The 18448-nt window shown below is 46.1% G+C and carries 15 protein-coding genes and 1 tRNA gene; 13 read left to right on the top strand and 3 right to left on the bottom strand.

All coding sequences use genetic code 11. The annotated features are described in order from the left end of the window. The first annotated feature begins 114 nt into the window (after nt 1–114). From BN3261_RS07650 to BN3261_RS07635, 4 genes are read left to right on the top strand one after another with little or no spacing between them, the layout of a single operon-like run. The gene (locus tag BN3261_RS07650; protein WP_022426904.1) at nt 115–1056 is read left to right on the top strand and encodes a magnesium transporter CorA family protein; all 942 of its coding nucleotides are present in this window, start codon (nt 115–117) and stop codon (nt 1054–1056) included. A 30-nt stretch (nt 1057–1086) separates the two neighbouring features. Next, entirely contained in the window at nt 1087–1977 is an 891-nt protein-coding gene (locus BN3261_RS07645; protein WP_059085913.1) for a cation-translocating P-type ATPase, read from the top strand. Between the two features lie 27 nt (nt 1978–2004). Further along, entirely contained in the window at nt 2005–3441 is a 1437-nt protein-coding gene (gene pyk / locus BN3261_RS07640; protein ID WP_059085912.1) for a pyruvate kinase, read from the top strand. A 52-nt stretch (nt 3442–3493) separates the two neighbouring features. Next, a complete protein-coding gene (locus tag BN3261_RS07635) occupies nt 3494–4783 on the top strand; it encodes a diaminopimelate decarboxylase (RefSeq protein ID WP_059085911.1) in 1290 nt (429 codons plus the stop codon). Nucleotides 4784–4909: 126 nt separating this feature from the next. On the opposite strand, the gene BN3261_RS07630 is transcribed toward BN3261_RS07635, so the two are convergent. Next, nucleotides 4910–6286, bottom strand: a complete 1377-nt coding sequence (locus BN3261_RS07630; RefSeq protein ID WP_044962142.1) for an MATE family efflux transporter — start codon at nt 6284–6286, stop codon at nt 4910–4912. A 77-nt stretch (nt 6287–6363) separates the two neighbouring features. Then, nucleotides 6364–6445, bottom strand: a tRNA-Leu gene (locus tag BN3261_RS07625). Between the two features lie 221 nt (nt 6446–6666). Here BN3261_RS07625 and ftsH point away from each other — a divergent pair. Beyond that, entirely contained in the window at nt 6667–8532 is a 1866-nt protein-coding gene (gene ftsH / locus BN3261_RS07620; RefSeq protein ID WP_015525255.1) for an ATP-dependent zinc metalloprotease FtsH, read from the top strand. A 267-nt stretch (nt 8533–8799) separates the two neighbouring features. Here the strand turns inward: ftsH and BN3261_RS07610 are convergent, their stop codons facing one another. Continuing rightward, the gene (locus BN3261_RS07610) at nt 8800–9669 is read right to left on the bottom strand and encodes a DegV family protein (RefSeq protein ID WP_059085909.1); all 870 of its coding nucleotides are present in this window, start codon (nt 9667–9669) and stop codon (nt 8800–8802) included. 194 nt (nt 9670–9863) lie between these two features. On the opposite strand from BN3261_RS07610, the gene BN3261_RS07605 reads away from it, so the two are divergent. From BN3261_RS07605 to BN3261_RS07570, 8 genes are all read left to right on the top strand, one after another. Beyond that, the gene (locus BN3261_RS07605) at nt 9864–10247 is read left to right on the top strand and encodes an anti-sigma factor family protein (protein WP_015525252.1); all 384 of its coding nucleotides are present in this window, start codon (nt 9864–9866) and stop codon (nt 10245–10247) included. A gap of 2 nt (nt 10248–10249) precedes the next feature. Then, nucleotides 10250–12889 carry a DNA polymerase I gene (gene polA / locus BN3261_RS07600; RefSeq protein WP_059085908.1) on the top strand — a complete coding sequence of 880 codons (2640 nt, stop codon included), beginning with the start codon at nt 10250–10252 and terminating at the stop codon, nt 12887–12889. Continuing rightward, nucleotides 12890–13489, top strand: coding sequence for a dephospho-CoA kinase (gene coaE / locus BN3261_RS07595; protein ID WP_015525251.1), 600 nt, complete (start codon nt 12890–12892; stop codon nt 13487–13489). Then, nucleotides 13476–14273, top strand: a complete 798-nt coding sequence (locus BN3261_RS07590) for an MBL fold metallo-hydrolase (protein WP_015525250.1) — start codon at nt 13476–13478, stop codon at nt 14271–14273. Before coaE ends, BN3261_RS07590 begins: the two co-directional genes overlap by 14 nt. A 13-nt stretch (nt 14274–14286) precedes the next feature. Next, nucleotides 14287–14559 (top strand): ACT domain-containing protein, encoded by a 273-nt coding sequence (locus tag BN3261_RS07585; RefSeq protein ID WP_015525249.1) that lies wholly within the window; start codon nt 14287–14289, stop codon nt 14557–14559. Nucleotides 14560–14629: 70 nt separating this feature from the next. Further along, nucleotides 14630–15994, top strand: a complete 1365-nt coding sequence (locus BN3261_RS07580) for a PFL family protein (RefSeq protein WP_015525248.1) — start codon at nt 14630–14632, stop codon at nt 15992–15994. A 441-nt stretch (nt 15995–16435) separates the two neighbouring features. Next, on the top strand, nt 16436–17464 hold the full coding sequence (locus BN3261_RS07575) for an ABC transporter substrate-binding protein (RefSeq protein WP_059085907.1): 1029 nt from the start codon (nt 16436–16438) through the stop codon (nt 17462–17464). Between the two features lie 72 nt (nt 17465–17536). Beyond that, nucleotides 17537–18448 (top strand): ABC transporter permease, encoded by a 912-nt coding sequence (locus tag BN3261_RS07570; RefSeq protein ID WP_059086899.1) that lies wholly within the window; start codon nt 17537–17539, stop codon nt 18446–18448.

The raw sequence follows: 18448 nt of genomic DNA, 5'->3' as shown, positions 1-18448 counted from the left end.
TTAAAAGCTCTTTTAAAAAGAAAAGGTATGAATTGACAAAGCTATTTTGACTATTTATAATAAAAAAGAATTTTGCCCTGGCAAAAGAAAAGCAAGAGAAGGGAAGTGGGAATCGTGGTAAGGATTTACAAGACAATAGACGGAGCCATCCACCAGATACAGGAACCGGAGGAAGGCTGCTGGATTGCGCTGACGAATCCGACGGCAACAGAGATTTTTGAATTTTCCGAGAAGTTTGATATAGAGGTTGACGATTTACGATCCCCTTTGGATGAGGAAGAACGGTCACGTATCGAAGTTGAGGATAATTATACACTGATCCTGGTTGATGTTCCTATGATCGAGGAACGTAATGACAAGGACTGGTATGGGACAATACCGCTTGGCATCATTGTGACGGGGTCTATGATCTTTACCATCTGTCTGGAGGACACACCGGTTCTTACCAGATTTATGGAGGGAAGAGTCCGGAGCTTTTTTACCTATATGAAGACCCGTTTTATCTTTCAGATCCTTTACAGAAATGCGAGCATGTACCTGCGTTATCTGCGTATCATTGACAAAAAAAGTGAGCAGGTGGAAGAAAAACTGCATCTTTCCACAAGAAATGAAGAGCTGATCGAGCTTCTGGAGCTGCAGAAATCCCTGACTTATTTTATCACATCACTCCGGTCCAATGAGGTTGTGCTGGAGAAGCTTCTGAAGATAGACAGCATCAAGAAATATCCGGAGGACACCGATCTTCTGGAGGATGTCATCACTGAGAATAAGCAGGCGATCGAAATGGCCAATGTGTACAGCGGTATCCTGAACGGAACTATGGATGCTTTTGCATCGATCATCTCCAATAATATGAATATCGTTATGAAGGTACTGGCGATCATTACTATTGTCATGAGTATTCCGACTATTGTGTTCAGTGCTTACGGAATGAATGTGGCTGGTTCCGGTATGCCCTTATCAAGGAGTCCATTGGGATTTCTGATCATTATCCTGATTTCTGTGGCGATCAGTGTTGTGGCAGCGATCATTCTTTCCAAGAAGCGATTTTTCTGATTTTCAAAAGTTTTCTGAAAGGAGATTTTAATGAAATTTATCGACAAACTGGAACGTAAATTCGGAAGATTCGGGGTTCCGAATCTGACTGTTTACATCATCGGATGTTATGTGCTGGGGTATTTTCTGGCTATGTTTGCTCCGGGAGTTTTGAACATGCTGAGTCTTGATATGTCCATGGTCATGAAGGGACAGATCTGGAGACTGGTGACATGGGTGATCTATCCGCCGTCCAGTGTGGGAGGAACTGGCAATCTTGTGATGTTCCTTCTCGCAATCTTTTTTTTCTATTATCCGATCGGTACTTCACTGGAACGTACCTGGGGAACTTTCCGGTACACATTGTATATTTTTTCAGGTGTTTTGTTTACTGTGATCGCAGCAGTGCTTTTACATGTATTTACAGGTGGTTATGTGGTTATGAACGGGATCGCCTATTCTCTTGGCGGAAATATTTTTACCACATATTATATCAGTCTTTCTATTTTCCTTGCCTATGCAGTCACATATCCGGATCTTCAGCTGCTTCTTATGTTTGTGATCCCGATCAGGATGAAATGGATGGCCTTTGTATACGGACTGTTCATTGCGTGGGATATCGTATCTTATCTTCGAGTCGGGCTTTGGGTAGGTGTAGTACCGATCGTAGCATCACTTTTAAACTTTGTGATCTTTTATTTCAGTACCCGTGATATGAACCGATACAATCCGAAGGAGATCCACAGGAGGCAGCAGTTTAAGAAGGCTGTGGCTCCTTCCAGAACAGGGTCCGGTCCGAATGGGATCGCCAAGCATAAATGTGCGATCTGCGGACGTACCGAAAAGGATGACCCAAACCTGGAGTTTCGTTTCTGCTCAAAGTGCAACGGAAATTATGAATATTGTCAGGATCATTTATTTACACATAAACACGTACAGTAAAACGTACAAACGAAGGAGAACATTATTATGAAAAAAACTAAGATTATCTGTACACTTGGACCTGCCAGCAATAACAGGGAAACTCTGAAGGCTCTTATGGAGAATGGAATGGATATTGCCAGATTCAACTTTTCTCACGGAGACCACGAGGAGCAGAAGGGCCGTGTGGATATGATCAAGGAGCTTCGTGAGGAGCTTGATATGCCTATTGCCATGCTTCTTGACACAAAGGGCCCGGAGATCCGTACCAGACTTTTAAAGGACGGACAGAAGGTTAAGCTGGAAGCGGGAAAACAGTTTGTACTTGGAATTGGCGATTTTGAAGGCGACAGCACAAAGGTTGCTATCACATATGAGACACTTTACAAGGATGTAAAACCGGGAAACAGGATCCTCATTGATGATGGTCTGATCGAGTTGGAGGTTAAGGCGATCAAGGGAACCGATATTGTCTGTGATATCTTAAACGGTGGTGAGCTGGGAGAGAAGAAGGGGGTAAATGTTCCCTATGTAAAAGTAAATCTTCCGGGAATCACAGAGCAGGATAAGAAGGATATTATCTTTGGTATCGAGCAGAAATTTGATTTCATCGCGGCATCTTTTGTTCGTTCCGCAGAGGTGATCCGTGAGATCCGTAAGCTTCTGAATGATAATGGTGGAAAGGATATCGGTATTATCGCGAAGATCGAGAATGCAGAGGGTGTTGAGAATATTGATTCCATCATTGAAGCATCTGACGGTATCATGGTTGCCAGAGGAGATCTCGGTGTGGAAATTCCTGCAAGTCAGGTACCTCACATCCAGAAGGCGATCATCCGTAAGTGTAACGAACATTATACACCGGTTATCACAGCAACACAGATGCTTGATTCCATGATCCGTAATCCGCGTCCTACACGTGCAGAGGTAGCTGATGTTGCCAATGCGATCTACGACGGAACCGATGCGATCATGCTTTCCGGAGAGACAGCAGCTGGTAAATATCCGGTTGATGCTCTTAAGATGATGGCAGATATCGCAGAGATGACAGAGCCGCATCTGGATTATAAAGTGTTTATTGAACATCGTTCCATGGATGGAAGAGAGAAGATCTCCAGTGCAGTGGCACTTGCAACGGTGCGTACTGCAAAGAACCTGAAGGCGAACGCTATCGTAACACCGACAATGAGTGGAAATACAGCCAGACTGATCTCCAATTTCCGCCCGAAGGTTCCAATCTATGCGATCACACCAAACTCAACCATCCAGCATAAACTTCAGCTGATCTGGGGTGTAACACCTCTGAAAGGATATCAGAGAGATACCACGGACCATATCATGTCTCAGGCTATGAATGTTGTCCGCAGCCGTCATCTGATACATAAAGGAGACCTTGTTGTATTTACAGCAGGAGACCCTGCGACCAACATGACAAACGGTCGTGGTGCAGTGACAAATATGATGCACGTGATCGAGGCAGAATAAGACTGAGTTTTCTTCGGGAACAGCAGTCGGAAAAACAGGAGATGCAGTTATTATGAAAAAAGAACCATTTGTGACACTTGAGAAACTTAACGAAATTACTGAAAAGTTTCCGACACCCTTCCATCTCTATGATGAGAAGGGGATCCGTGAGAATGCAAAAGCCCTGAAAGAGGCCTTTGCATGGAACAAAGGATTCAAGGAATTTTTTGCGGTAAAGGCAACACCGAATCCATATCTGATCAATATTCTGCAGGAGTATGGCTGTGGCTGCGACTGCTCCTCAGAAACAGAGCTTATGATGGCCAAGGCAGTAGGCTGCAAAAAGGGCGATATCATGTTTTCTTCCAATGACACACCGGAGAAAGAGTTCAGATATGCAGATGAGATCGGTGGAATCATCAACCTTGATGACATCACACATATTGAGAGCGTAGAGAAAGCTCTCGGAAAAATCCCGGAAGTGATCAGCTGCCGTTACAATCCAGGTGGAGTATTTAAGATCAGTAACGGTATCATGGATAATCCCGGAGATGCAAAATACGGAATGACTACCGAGCAGATTTTTGACGCATTCCGTATCCTGAAATCCAAAGGTGCCAAAGAGTTCGGAATCCATGCATTCCTTGCAAGCAACACAGTGACCAATGATTATTATCCAATGCTTGCAAAGGTTATGTTTGAGCTTGCCGTGAAGCTTCAGAAGGAGACAGGTGCACACATTAAATTCATCAACCTTTCCGGTGGTATCGGAATTCCTTATAAACCGGATCAGGAGCCAAATGATATCCGTGTGATCGGTGAGGGTGTCCGCAAGGTTTATGAAGAAGTACTTGTTCCGGAAGGAATGGGTGATGTTGCGATCTATACAGAGCTTGGCCGTTTCATGATGGGACCGTATGGCTGCCTTGTCACAAAAGCAATCCATGAGAAGCATACACATAAAGAGTATATCGGCGTAGATGCCTGTGCAGTAAATCTGATGCGTCCGGCTATGTATGGTGCTTATCATCACATTACGGTTATGGGTAAGGAGAACGAGCCGTGCGATCATAAATATGATGTGACAGGTTCCCTCTGTGAGAATAATGATAAATTTGCCATTGACCGTATGCTTCCGAAAATCGACAAGGGAGATCTTCTTGTGATCCATGATACAGGTGCTCATGGTTTTGCAATGGGTTATAACTACAATGGTAAACTGAAATCTGCAGAGATCCTTCTTCATGAGGACGGCAGCTTTGAGATGATCCGTCGTGCCGAGACACCGAGAGATTATTTTGCAACCTTTGACTGCTTCCCTGTTTTTGAGAAACTTCTTCAGGATGAAGACGAACTGAAATAAAATAGCGGAAATATATAAAAACAGCCCTCTATGCATCTTGGTAATGATGCATAGAGGGCTGTTTTATGTTTAAGTATCTGGTAGGTATAAGATCGCGAGCAGGGCGGAAGGTGGTCAAATGCAGGGCTACTGCTTCCGGCTGCCGGAGATTTCTGCCAGGGCTTTTCTAAACTCAAAGAAAAACAGGATGGCAGTAAATGTAACGGCCAGGATATCTGCAACCGGCTCGGCCATATAAACTGCATTTGTCCGGTCAGCACGGAAAATATTGGGCAGGATATAGATCAGCGGGATGACCAGAATAAATTTCCGGACAATAGCCACAATGATGGAATCTTTGGCTCTGCCAAGGGAGATAAAGGTCATCTGGCAGGCAATCTGGATACCAAAGATAAACACAACTGCCATATAGATCCGGAGCGCTGTTTTTGTGAAAGCAAGTAATGTACTGTCCGAAGTAAACATTCCGGCAAAGATCTGCGGGAAGATCATAATGATCAGCCACAGGATCACGGAATAAGAAACACTTGTTTTTATAAGAAGCTTAAATGTAGAACGTACACGTTTTTCGTTACGTGCACCATAGTTGTAGCTGATGATAGGCTGTGCACCCTGACCAAGTCCCTGAAGAGGAAGCATGGCAAACTGCATGACGCTGGTAAGGATAGTCATGGCTCCTACTGCAACATCCCCGCCGTATTTTAAGAGTGAGGAGTTGTAGCAGACAGAGATAACGCTTTCACTGAGCTGCATGACAAAGAGAGAAGAGCCAAGAGCCATACAGGGCAGAATGATATCGGCTTTCAGTTTCATGGTGCTTTTCCGAAGCTTCAGGAAGGTCTTTTTTCCAAAGAGGAAGGAGAGGACCCAGATGCAGGAAAATGCCTGGGAGATCACTGTTGCCAGAGCAGCGCCCCGGACCCCCATGTGGAATCCGAAAATAAAAACCGGATCCAGAATAATGTTGGAGATCGCACCGATCAGTACGGAGAGCATTCCGGTTTTTGCGAATCCCTGGGCTGTGATGAAATTATTCATGCCAAGAGTCAGCTGTACAAAGATAGTTCCTACTGCATAGATATTCATGTAACCAACCGCATAGTCGATGGTGTTTGCACTGGCGCCGAATGCAAGGAGAAGGCTGCGGTTTCCGAAAAACAGGATAACAGTCAGGATCAGGGAGATGATGATCTGCATGGTGAAGCAGTTTCCGAGAGTCTGTTCGGCTTTTGTAGTGTCATTTTTACCCATAAAGATGCTGGCTCTGGGAGCACCTCCGTTTCCGACAAGAGCAGCAAAGGCAGATACGACCATAATAAGCGGCATACAGACACCTACACCGGTAAGGGCAAGAGCACCCTCTCCGGGAATATGACCAATATAGATACGATCGACGATATTGTAGAGCATATTGATGAGCTGTGCGGCAACGGTAGGAAGTGCAAGCTGCAGAAGAAGCTTTCCGACAGACTCGGTTCCTAAAAAGCTTTTGTCTTTTTCCATTTTTTTATTCCTTTCGTGTTTTTTGATAGTATATAATAAAGACCTGACAGATTTCTCCGTCAGGTCTTTTATGCGAATGCCGCTGGCCGGACTCGAACCGGCACGGATCGCTCCGCTTGATTTTGAGTCAAGTGCGTCTGCCAATTCCGCCACAGCGGCATAACCATTTATTATAATAGCACAGTATCAGGTGGCTTGCAAGGATTTTTTCAGAATAAAGGTATTATTTGGAAATATTTTTAATTCTAAAAAGTTTATGAAATCGGATGAGGCATCCTTGAAATTGACTGAAAAAAGTGGTAGAGTGTACTACAAGGCTGTACCACCTGATATAGCACTGTGGATATAGCAATATACTATAAGATAACGGAGGAGACTGCATGAATCTGAATTCAAAAAAACCAGAGAAGCGGCCGCTGTATGTATATTACATTATTGCGGTCGTAATTATTGTTCTGCTGAATGTTTTTGCTCTTCCTGCTCTTTCTGAGAGAAGTGTAAAAGAGACCGATTACACCACCTTCCTGAAAGCTGTAGACAGAGGAAAAGTATATGAAGCAACTATTAATTCTGATTATATCTATTATACGATGAAGGTAGATGGAAATGATGTCTATTGTAAGACGGTATCTGTAGAGGATCAGGATCTTGTATCCCATCTTTACGATGCGGGCGTAAGTATAGAGGGTACTGCACCGCAGAGACAGTCCCTGCTTTTATCTCTGATCCTGGGATATGTACTCCCGATCGCAATTTTTATTCTCCTGGGACGCTGGCTCAGCAAGAAGATGATGAGTTCCATGGGAAACGGAGGACCGGGAGGAATGATGTCCTTTGGCAAAAGCAATGCCAAGGTTTATGTGAAATCCTCTACGGGAATCAAATTTTCAGATGTTGCCGGTGAGGATGAAGCCAAGGAGCTTTTGACGGAAATTGTAGATTTCCTTCATAATCCGGAGAAATACAGAGAAATCGGTGCTTCCATGCCGAAGGGTGCCCTTCTTGTAGGCCCTCCCGGAACCGGTAAAACTCTTCTTGCCAAGGCAGTTGCCGGTGAGGCGGAGGTTCCGTTTTTCTCAATTTCCGGTTCGGAATTTGTGGAGATGTTTGTGGGTATGGGTGCTGCCAAGGTCCGTGATCTTTTTAAACAGGCCAATGAGAAGGCACCATGTATCGTATTTATTGATGAGATCGATACGATCGGCAAGAAACGTGACGGCTCCGGAATGGGCGGCGGAAACGATGAGCGTGAGCAGACACTGAACCAGCTTTTGACAGAGATGGACGGTTTTGACGGTTCCAAGGGTGTTGTGATCCTGGCAGCTACCAACCGACCGGATTCCCTTGACCCTGCACTTCTTCGCCCGGGACGTTTTGACAGAAGGATCCCGGTTGAGCTTCCGGATCTTCAGGGGCGTGAGGAAATCCTGAAGGTTCATGCCAAGAAGATCAAAATTGCGGATACAGTCCGGTTTGATGAAATTGCCAAGGCGGCAGTCGGTGCCTCCGGTGCGGAGCTTGCCAATATTGTCAACGAGGCAGCTCTCCGTGCAGTCCGCGACGGACGGAAATTTGCCACACAGGCGGATTTTGAAGAAAGCATCGAAGTTGTTATTGCCGGATATCAGAAAAAGAACCGTGTACTTTCCAATAAGGAAAAGCTGATCGTTTCCTATCATGAGGTTGGTCATGCACTGGTTGCTGCCAAGCAGACAGATTCTGCACCGGTCCATAAGATCACGATCATTCCACGTACCTCCGGTGCACTGGGATATACCATGCAGGTAGATGAGCAGGAACATTTCCTGATGACTAAGGAAGAACTGGAGAATAAGATCGCTACATTTACAGGTGGCCGTGCAGCGGAAGAGCTGATCTTCCATTCCATTACTACCGGTGCCTCCAATGATATTGAGCAGGCGACCAAGATTGCCAGAGCGATGATCAGCAGGTATGGTATGAGTGATGATTTTGACATGGTTGCCATGGAAAATGTAAGTAATCAGTATCTTGGCGGAGATGCAAGTCTAACCTGTTCCTTTGAGACGCAGACACTTTTGGACAAGAAGGTTGTGGAGCTTGTAAGACGGGAGCATGAAAAGGCTACGAAGATCCTTACAGATAATATCGGAAAGCTCCATGAGATTGCCAAGTATCTGTATGAGCATGAGACGATCACCGGTGAGGAGTTTATGAAGATCTTGAATGAAGCGCCGGTGGAGATTGAGAATACACAGGAAAATTAAATATGTTGGCGGGAGGGACGCCGAAGGGAATACTTCTGTATGGTCTTCGGCTTCCGTTGGGCGTTAGTTCTAAGGCCCTGAAAATCTGCTAAAACCATTAAAAAAAGTTCGGAACTCGCGGCTTGTTGCCGCTCAGACAGCCGAACTTTTTTTAATAACGCAGATTTCCAGAATCTAAGGACTAGCAGCCCTCCTCCAGAGACAGAGCCATACAGAAGTATTCCCTCCGGCTGTGCTCTGGCCATGTGGATTGCTTCTGACTAGTCTTTACCATATTTCCGGGTGTACCTTGGAACAGGTGAGTGCCAGACTTCCGGGGCCGATGTGGCAGGAAACGCTCAGGGAGAGAGGGAAGATGTTGACTTCACCGATATTCGGGAAGGTGGTGAGGACTTCTTTTCGGAATTCTTCGGCTGCTTCCAGGTTGTGGGAGTGGATGACATCCAGGTTGATCTTTTCTCCAAAGCGGTCTGCAATGTCATCTTTGATGGCTTTAGTCATAGTGTTTTTTGCCTGGGTCATGGTGCGGGCCTTGGAGAAGGCGTCCAGCTTTTCGCCCTGGATCTGCAGAACCGGTTTCAGACGGAGCATGGTTCCGATGGCTGCAGCTGCAGGCGTGATGCGGCCGCCCTGTTTCAGGTACTTCAGAGTAGCTACAGTGATATAGATGCTGGAGTCGAAGCGGGTTTCTTCCAGCCAAGTTCCAATCTCATCGGCAGAGAGACCGTTTTTAGCCTGCTGGATAGCCTCGATGGCAGAGTAACGTAAGGTTCCGGAGATCCTCTGGTTGTTTACGACACGTACACGGCCATCATAGTCTTCTGCAAGCATGCGGGCAGTCTGCATGGAACTGGAGAGACCGCTGGACATGGGGATATGTACGATCTCGTCGTAGTCTTTGAGCAGCTTGTCCCAGAGGGTAGTGACGGATTCCGGTGTGGGCTGGGATGTGGAAACTCTGCAGCCTGGATTTTGTTCAAGATGCTGAAAGAACTCTGATTGGTTCATGTCAATGTCTTCCAGATATTCCTTATCATCTATAAAAAACGGCATTGGAAGCATGTAGATGCCAAGGTCTTTTACCTGAGCGGGAGACATGCCGCAGTTACTGTCTGTAACGATTGCTATAGATTTCATAATGGTGATCCTCCTTGCCTGGATTTTCATATTTGGTCAGTTTTTCTGTTTTCTGACCGGGACATCTCAAGTATACCACAGGAAACCGCCCTTGTCATTCAACGTTTAATTCGCTATAATGATATAACATTCTGGGAAATATTTCCCCAGTCTGGGGCAAATTGTGAAGCGGGATCTCAGAAGAGGCTTATCATATGGGAGGATCCGCTGCTTTGAAAGAGAGGGAAAATATGAACTGTCGTATTGCAGAGGGAATGGTTAATAAATATATCGATCATACGTTGCCGTTGAATGATCTGGAGGATTTTCTGGAGCATATTGAGAAGTGTTCCTCCTGCTACGATGAGCTTGCCACATATTTCATTGTACATAAGGCCATGCAGCAGCTGGATGAGAAACAGGAAGATACTGTTCTGGATTTTAAGGAGCTTCTGGAAGAGGATATCCGAAAATCCAGAAGGTATATCCGAAAAAAGAAATTTCACAGAGCGATCGCTGCAGTGGCAGTCTGCGTTCTGATCGCGGCACTGGTGGTCTTTCTTGTTTTTGTGATCCTGGAACTGAAGGAGGGAATTTGATTTTGAGTGAAAAAATATTACTGATCGATGGTCACAGCATCCTGAACCGTGCGTTTTATGGTCTGCCGGATCTTACCAATGCAGAAGGACGTCATACAGGAGCGGTATATGGATTTCTGAATATTATGTTCAGGATCATGGAGGAAGAGAAGCCGGAGTATCTTACCGTTGCATTTGATCTGAGTGCACCTACGTTCCGGCATAAGAGATATGAAGCCTATAAAGGCACCCGAAAACCCATGCCGGAGGAGCTTCGGGAACAGGTTCCGCTGATCAAGGAGATGCTTTCTGGCATGGGAATCAACATCATGTCCCTGGAAGGCTATGAAGCAGATGATCTTCTTGGTACGGTCGCCAGAAGAAGTGAAGCAAAGGGTATGGATGTTACCATTCTTTCCGGAGACCGTGATCTTCTTCAGCTTGCCACAGATAAGGTGCTGATCCGGCTTCCGAAGACTGTCCGGGGAAAGACAACCATTGAAAACTACCATACAGCGGAAGTTCTTGAGAAATATCAGGTAACGCCGCCGCAGATCATAGAGCTGAAAGCGCTGATGGGCGACAGCTCTGATAATATTCCGGGAATCCCGGGCGTTGGAGAGAAAACCGCGACCAAGATGGTCGTGCAGTTCGGTTCCATTGAGAATGCTTATGAGCATCTGGAAGAGGTAAAGCCTAATAAGGCGAAAGAATCTCTCCGCGAGCATTATGATCTGGCACAGCTTTCCAAAGAGCTTGCAACCATCAACACAGATAGTCCGCTGGAATTTTCCTACGAAAAAGCGAAAGTGGAAAATCCCTATACTCCGGAGGCATATGAATTGTGTAAACGCCTGGAATTTAAGAACATGCTGAACCGTTTTGATCCGGCTACGACAGCAGATTCCTCCATGGAACTGGAATTTTTTACCTGTAATGATCTTTCCGGTGTAGAGGCACTGTTTGAAAAAGCAGCGCAGAAAGATCAGGTGGGTATTTCTGTTCTTGCAGATCCGGATCAGGTGTATACCGTGGGATTGGTCCTGGATGAAAAAGAAATCTATCAGATTCCGGTAGGAGGACTTCTCACAGGGGATTACCTTTGCGGAAAACTGAAAACTCTGGCGGACAGTACGGTGCTCTGTGCTATGGATATTAAATCAGTTCTCAAACATGTTTCCCTTGATGATCCGAAGAAGGTTTTTGATGCGGGGGTTGCTGCATATCTTCTGAACCCGCTGAAATCTTCCTATTCCTATGATGACATCGCCAGAGAATATCTGGATGGTATGATGCTCCCCTCAAAGGAAGACCTTCTTGGAAAGACTTCTCTGAAAAAGGCCTGGGAAGAGGAACAGGAATGCCTTGGAAATTATGCCTGCTATCAGGCGTTTGTGCCCTGCATGGCCCGAAAGGTTCTTCTTGAAAAACTGGATGAAACAGGCATGCGTAAGGTTTATGATGAGATCGAGCTTCCTCTTGTCTTTACCCTGGATTCCATGGAAAAATGGGGGATTTCCGTTAAGGGTGAAGAGCTTAAGAGCTATGGTGAAAAACTTAAAGTCCGTATCCAGGAGCTGGAAAAAACCATCTGGCAGGAAGCAGGGGAGGAGTTTAATATCAATTCCCCGAAACAGCTGGGTGTGATCCTTTTTGAAAAGCTGGGACTTCCAGGTGGAAAGAAGACCAAGACTGGCTATTCCACAGCGGCGGATATCCTGGATAAGCTGGCGCCGGATCATGCCATCGTAAAAGATATCCTGGAGTACCGCCAGCTGACCAAGCTGAAATCCACTTATGCAGATGGTCTCGGAAATGTGATCGGAGAAGATGGAAGGATCCACTCTACTTTCAATCAGACGATCACAGCAACCGGTCGTATCAGCAGTACAGATCCGAATCTTCAGAACATACCGGTCCGCATGGAGCTGGGCAGGCTGATCCGTAAGGTTTTTGTGCCGGAGGAGGGATTTGTATTTCTGGATGCCGATTATTCCCAGATCGAGCTTCGTGTGCTGGCACATATGTCCGGTGATGAAAAACTGATCCAGGCTTATCGTGAGGCGGAGGATATCCACCGGCTCACCGCATCCCAGGTGTTTCATGTGCCGCTGGATGAAGTGACATCTCTTCAGCGAAGAAATGCCAAGGCGGTAAATTTCGGAATCGTTTATGGGATCAGTTCCTTTGGACTGAGCCAGGATCTAAGTATTACCAGAAAAGAGGCAGCTGCCTATATTGAGAAATATTTCGAGACCTATCCGAAGATCAAGGGCTTTCTGGACGGTCTGGTAAAGGATGGCAAGGAACACGGTTATGTAACAACTATGTTCGGCAGACGAAGGCCCGTGCCGGAGCTGAGATCCAGTAATTTCATGCAGCGCTCCTTCGGAGAACGTGTAGCCATGAACTCTCCAATCCAGGGTACTGCAGCAGATATCATCAAAATAGCCATGAATCATGTTTATGAACGAATGAAAAAAGAGGGACTGCGTTCAAGACTGGTGCTGCAGGTTCACGATGAGCTTCTGATCGAGACAAAGAAAGAAGAGATCGAGGAAGTTTCCCGTATTCTGGAAGAAGAGATGAAGGGAGCGGCAGACCTTGCAGTGGAACTTGACGTAGATATGCACCAGGGTGACAGCTGGTATGAGGCGAAATAAATGAGAGTGATCGGAGTAACCGGCGGAGTAGGGGCCGGAAAAAGTACAGTACTTGGAATCCTGGAAGAAGATTTCCAGGCATATGTGATCCAGGCAGACCAGCTTGGTCACATTCTGATGGAACCGGGGGAAGAATGTTACGATGCGGTGATCGCATTGTTTGGAAAAGAAATCATAAAAAAAGATAAAACTATTGACCGGAGACGGATTTCTGATGTAGTATTCACAGATAAGGATATGCTTTTGAAATTAAACGGGATCATCCATCCGGCTGTAAAGCAGAGAATCCTGGATCTTCTTGGAGAACAGAAGGAAGCCGGAAGAGAAATCTGTGTTGTGGAAGCTGCTCTTTTTCTGGAAGAGAATTATCAGGAATTCTGTGATGAAGTCTGGTATGTGTATACAGAGGAGGAAATCCGGATCCGTCGTCTGATGGAAAGCCGCGGCTATTCCAGAGAGAAATCTCTTGGCATTATCCGAAACCAGGTATCTGACCAGGTTTTCAGAGAACATACGGATTATGTGATCGAGAATAATGGAGATCTGAAGGGTACCCGGAGACAGATCAGAGAAGGGATAGAGAGAAATGAGACTTTGTAGTATTGCCAGCGGAAGCAGCGGCAACTGTATTTATGTGGGATCTGAGGAGGCACATGTTCTGGTAGATGTGGGAATCAGCGGGAAGAGTATCGAAAAAGGCCTGAATTCCCTGGATCTTACAGGGAAAGATGTGGACGGCATCCTGATCACACATGAACATTCCGACCATATCAAGGGACTGGGAGTGATCTCCAGAAAATACGGAATTCCCATCTATACCACAGGTGGAACAGCAGATGCCATGCTTCGTATGAAATCCCTTGGAAAAATGCCGGAGGGACTGATCCACGAGATCCGGGAGGATGAGCCTTTTGGGATCAAGGACCTGACGGTTAATCCTTTTACCATTCCCCATGATGCTGCACAGCCGGTGGGTTACCGCCTGGAATGTGGAGAGCATTCTGTGGGCATTGCCACAGACCTTGGAAAATATAATGATTACATTGTAAAAAATCTGGAGAATCTGGATGCGGTGCTTTTGGAAGCAAATCATGACATCCGCATGCTTCAGGTTGGAAAATACCCTTATTATCTCAAACAGAGGATTCTGGGAGACCGTGGGCATCTCTCCAATGAGAATGCAGGACGTCTGCTCTGTCGGATCCTCCATGATAATTTGAAGGCGGTTTTTCTTGGCCATTTAAGCAGAGAAAACAACTATGAAGAACTTGCCTACGAGACTGTGTGCTCGGAGGTGACACTTGGTGACAACCCGTACCGTTCCAGGGATTTTAAGATCCAGGTAGCGAAGAGGGATCACATATCAGAAATAATCACAGTGTAGAAAGGAAAAAACGATGAAGAAGACAATTATCACAGTAGTAGGAAATGACACAGTAGGAATTATTGCAAAGGTTTGTACATATCTTGCAGAGAATCAGGTTAATATTCTGGATATTTCTCAGACCATCGTTCAGGGTTACTTCAACATGATGATGATCGCAGACACAGCAAAATGTGAAAAGGATGGCGGTGAACTTGCAAAAGAGCTTGAGAATCTGGGCAAGGAGATCGGTGTTGTGATCCACTGCCAGCATGAAGATATTTTTAACATGATGCATCGAGTATGATCAAGCAGCGAATGCGGATTGCCAATGCATATGATATCTACTTTACATCAATCATCAGGGAGAAAATAAAATGATCAATATTTTTGAGGTAAACGAGACAAATAAAATGATCGAGCAGGAGAATCTGGATGTGCGTACCATCACCATGGGGATCAGCCTTCTGGACTGTATCGATCCTGACCTGGATGCACTGAATCAGAAAATATACGAAAAGATCACCACAAAGGCCAGAAATCTGGTAGCTACCGGTGATGAGATCGCAACCGAGTACGGTATCCCGGTTGTAAATAAACGAATTTCCGTAACACCCATTGCTCTGGTTGGCGGGGCTGCATGTAAGAAACCGGAGGATTTTGTGACCATCGCAAGAACGCTGGATAAATGTGCCAAGGAAGTTGGCGTTAACTTTATCGGCGGATATTCTGCACTGGTAAGCAAAGGAATGACTCCGGCAGAGGAACTTCTTATCCGCTCCATTCCTCAGGCAATGGCAGAAACAGAGCGCGTCTGCAGTTCTGTAAACGTTGGTTCCACCAAGACCGGTATCAACATGGATGCCGTAAAGCTGATGGGCGAGATCATCCTCGCAACAGCAGAGGCTACTAAGGACCAGGATTCTCTTGGATGTGCCAAGCTGGTAGTATTCTGTAACGCACCGGATGATAACCCGTTTATGGCAGGCGCGTTCCACGGTGTCACAGAGGCGGACTGCATCATCAACGTAGGTGTCAGTGGCCCTGGCGTTGTAAAGAAAGCTCTGGAGCAGGTTCGTGGCGAGGACTTCGGAACTCTTTGCGAGATGATCAAACGTACCGCATTCAAGGTTACACGAGTTGGACAGCTGGTTGCACGTGAGGCATCCAAGCGTCTTGACGTGCCGTTTGGTATTGTGGATCTTTCTCTTGCACCGACACCGGCTATCGGTGATTCCGTAGCTGAGATCCTGGAAGAGATCGGCCTTGAGAGAGCCGGTGCACCTGGAACAACTGCAGCGCTTGCACTTCTCAACGACCAGGTGAAGAAAGGCGGCGTTATGGCAGCAGCTGCTGTGGGCGGATTAAGTGGTGCTTTTATTCCTGTCAGCGAGGATCAGGGAATGATCGATGCGGTAAACGAGGGAGCGCTTACTCTGGAGAAGCTGGAAGCCATGACCTGTGTATGCTCTGTTGGTCTGGACATGATCGCAGTTCCGGGAGATACCAAGGCGACTACACTGGCAGGTATCATTGCAGATGAGTCTGCCATCGGTATGGTAAATCAGAAGACAACTGCAGTACGTCTCATCCCGGTTATCGGTAAGGGTGTGGGCGAAACGGTTGAGTTCGGAGGTCTTCTTGGCTATGCTCCGATCATGCCTGTAAATTCCTTCTCCTGTGATGCATTTGTACAGAGAGGTGGAAGGATCCCGGCACCGATCCACAGCTTTAAGAATTAATTTTATTTTTGGGCTTGACAGACTCACGTTGATGTGCTAAAGTAAACACAACTTAAAAAACAAACCAGTGAGAAAGAGAAGTAAACATTTCAGGAAGCTTCACAGAGAGCGGTGATGGTGGAAATCCGCAGGGGACCAGATGTTGAATGGACTTTCGAGGGCGGCCCGAACTATTTGTCTGTACAGTAGGCGCCGACGGGAACCGAACCCGTTACCAATGAGGAGTGTATGTTAGTACACCGGAAAGTGGACGATTCGTCAATTTGAGTGGTACCGCGATAATAAAGAACTTTTATTACCGTCTCAAGCATGATATAAGCTTGGGACGGTTTTTGTGTTACAGGAAAAGCGATTCTGTCGCATGAAAGTTGTTCCGGAAAAGCAGACCGCAAGGTGTACAAAAGGTAATCATAAGCGGAAATAAGAAGGGAGAACAAAACCATGAAAAAAAGAATGTTAGTGATCGCAGCAGCAGTAGCAGCAACAACTATGATGATGACAAGCCCGGTTATGGCGGAGGATTTTAAAGTGGGCATCTGCAATTATGTAGATGATGCTTCCCTGAACCAGATCGTAGACAATGTCCAGTCCCGTCTGGAGGAGCTTGGCAAAGAAAAGGGTGTCACATTTGATGTGTCTTATGATAACTGTAATGCAGATGCCAGTGTTATGGAACAGATCATTTCAGATTTTCAGGCGGATAAGGTTGACCTGATGGTTGGTGTGGCTACACCGGTGGCAATGCGTATGCAGTCCGCTACAGAGGGAAGCGATACACCGGTTGTTTTCTCCGCAGTATCTGATCCGGTTGGCTCCGGTCTTGTAGATTCTCTGGATGCTCCTGGTGCAAATATCACAGGAACCAGCGATTACCTGGATACTTCTTCTATCATGAAGCTGATCCAGGCACAGAATCCGGATGTAAAGAAGATCGGTCTTCTCTATGATGTCGGACAGGATTCCTCCACAACAGCGATCCAGGAAGCAAAAGATTATCTGGATAAAGAGGGAATCGAATATGTAGAGCGTACCGGAACCACTACCGATGAAGTCCAGCTCGCAGCAGATGCACTGATCGCTGACGGTGTGGATGCCGTATTTACACCTACGGACAACACCATCATGACAGCAGAGCTTTCTATTTATGAAAAATTCATCGACGCAGGAATCCCGCACTACACAGGTGCCGACTCCTTTGCATTAAATGGTGCCTTTGTAGGATATGGTGTTGATTATGCAAATCTGGGACAGAAAACAGCCGATATGATCGCTGACATCCTGATAGATAATGCGGATCCGTCTAAGACAGCTGTTGAAACCTTTGACAATGGTACTGCAACAGTTAATACAGAAACCTGCAAGGCACTTGGACTTGATTTCGATACCGTAAAGAAGGCATTTGAGCCTCTCTGCACACAGGTAAATGAGATCACAACTGCAGAAAGCTTTGATGAAGTAGAATCAAAATAAATTAACCGCTCACTTTTGTGAGCAGTTATGAAATAAATCCAATTGGAGGAAATCACTGTGACGATTGCAACTATGCTCTCCCTCGGGGAGACTGCCCTGAAGCTTGGACTGATCTGTTCTCTGACAGTTCTTGCTTTGTTCCTTAGTTATTCCATGCTGAATGTCTGCGACCTTTCTACAGATGGCTGCTTTACCTTCGGGGCCGCTGTAGGAGCCGTAGTTGCTGTAAGCGGACATCCGTTTCTGTCCATTGCGGCAGCCATGGCAGCAGGTGTTACATCAGGATTTGTAACGGCTATCCTGCAGACGAAGCTGGGAGTAGACAGCCTGCTTGCAGGTATCATTGTAAATACGGCGTTATATTCCGTAAATATCGCAGTTATGGGAGGCTCATCCCTGATCAATATGAATCGGACGACCACAGTATTTACCATGATGAAGGATGCGCTTGCAGGTACACCGTTAAAAGGCAGGGAAGATATCCTCATTGCAGCCATCGCAGTGATCCTCGTGATCGTATTTCTGGTGTTCTTTCTGAAAACAAGACTTGGCCTTGCGATCCGGGCAACCGGAAATAATTCTGATATGGTAAAATCTTCCTCCATCAATCCGGTCTTTACAACGGTGATCGGCCTTTGCGTGGCAAATGCATTTACCGCACTTTCCGGATGTCTTCTGTCTCAGTCACAGAAATCCGTAGATATCAACATCGGTCAGGGTATGGTCACCATCGCACTGGCCTCTCTGCTGATCGGAGGCACACTCCTTGGTCGTGGTGGAATTTTTGTAAGAGCAGCAGGAATGGTGCTTGGTTCCTTTATTTTCCGTCTTGTATATACCATTGCACTTCGTTTCAACATGCCGGCATTTATGCTGAAACTGGTATCTTCTGTGATCGTTGTTCTTGCAATTTCCGGTCCATATCTTAAGAAACAGTGGCCGCAGATCCGAAGAAGAATGACTCATGCAAAAGGGGGAAGATGA

It is taken from the genome of Blautia massiliensis (ex Durand et al. 2017), from assembly GCF_001487165.1.
Taxonomy (GTDB): Bacteria; Bacillota; Clostridia; order Lachnospirales; family Lachnospiraceae; genus Blautia_A; species Blautia_A fusiformis.
This window is presented reverse-complemented; position numbering and strand designations above follow the sequence as displayed.

What these genes read in the sequence shown, in the direction of transcription:
- BN3261_RS07575 (WP_059085907.1), top strand. Translation starts at nt 16,436, where the DNA reads ATGAAAAAAAGAATGTTAGTGATCGCAGCAGCAGTAGCAGCAACAACT.
- BN3261_RS07580 (WP_015525248.1), top strand. Translation starts at nt 14,630, where the DNA reads ATGATCAATATTTTTGAGGTAAACGAGACAAATAAAATGATCGAGCAG.
- BN3261_RS07630 (WP_044962142.1), bottom strand. Translation starts at nt 6,286, where the DNA reads ATGGAAAAAGACAAAAGCTTTTTAGGAACCGAGTCTGTCGGAAAGCTT.
- BN3261_RS07590 (WP_015525250.1), top strand. Translation starts at nt 13,476, where the DNA reads ATGAGACTTTGTAGTATTGCCAGCGGAAGCAGCGGCAACTGTATTTAT.
- BN3261_RS07610 (WP_059085909.1), bottom strand. Translation starts at nt 9,669, where the DNA reads ATGAAATCTATAGCAATCGTTACAGACAGTAACTGCGGCATGTCTCCC.
- BN3261_RS07635 (WP_059085911.1), top strand. Translation starts at nt 3,494, where the DNA reads ATGAAAAAAGAACCATTTGTGACACTTGAGAAACTTAACGAAATTACT.
- coaE (WP_015525251.1), top strand. Translation starts at nt 12,890, where the DNA reads ATGAGAGTGATCGGAGTAACCGGCGGAGTAGGGGCCGGAAAAAGTACA.
- pyk (WP_059085912.1), top strand. Translation starts at nt 2,005, where the DNA reads ATGAAAAAAACTAAGATTATCTGTACACTTGGACCTGCCAGCAATAAC.
- BN3261_RS07605 (WP_015525252.1), top strand. Translation starts at nt 9,864, where the DNA reads ATGGGAGGATCCGCTGCTTTGAAAGAGAGGGAAAATATGAACTGTCGT.
- BN3261_RS07570 (WP_059086899.1), top strand. Translation starts at nt 17,537, where the DNA reads ATGCTCTCCCTCGGGGAGACTGCCCTGAAGCTTGGACTGATCTGTTCT.
- ftsH (WP_015525255.1), top strand. Translation starts at nt 6,667, where the DNA reads ATGAATCTGAATTCAAAAAAACCAGAGAAGCGGCCGCTGTATGTATAT.
- BN3261_RS07645 (WP_059085913.1), top strand. Translation starts at nt 1,087, where the DNA reads ATGAAATTTATCGACAAACTGGAACGTAAATTCGGAAGATTCGGGGTT.
- BN3261_RS07585 (WP_015525249.1), top strand. Translation starts at nt 14,287, where the DNA reads ATGAAGAAGACAATTATCACAGTAGTAGGAAATGACACAGTAGGAATT.